This window comes from Serratia nevei, assembly GCF_024160145.1.
Lineage (GTDB): Bacteria > Pseudomonadota > Gammaproteobacteria > Enterobacterales > Enterobacteriaceae > Serratia > Serratia nevei_A.
Genome location: NZ_JAMYWQ010000186.1, coordinates 1 through 255, shown reverse-complemented (window position 1 = coordinate 255; position 255 = coordinate 1). Strand labels below are relative to the sequence as shown.

General features: G+C 71.8%; 1 pseudogene. It reads left to right on the top strand.

The annotated features are described in order from the left end of the window. A pseudogene (locus tag M6G53_RS25765) lies at positions 1-255 on the top strand (VENN motif pre-toxin domain-containing protein); the annotation flags it as partial.

Below are 255 nucleotides of genomic sequence, written 5' to 3'. Positions count from 1 at the left end.
GCACGCAGGGCGAGATCGCCGGGCTGAAGGCGCAGAAAGACCCGGCGGCGCAGGCGCAGGCCCGGGAGCAGCTTGAGCAGGGCGGCAAACCGTTCCGCGAGGCGGACGTGTTGCAGCGGGCGTATGACAACGCGATGCGGCAGTACGGCACGGGCAGCGATTTGCAGAAGGCGGCGCAGGCGGTGACGGGTGCGCTGACGGCGCTGGCGGGGAACAACCTGGCGGGTGCGCTGGCGAGCGGTGCCTCGCCGTATC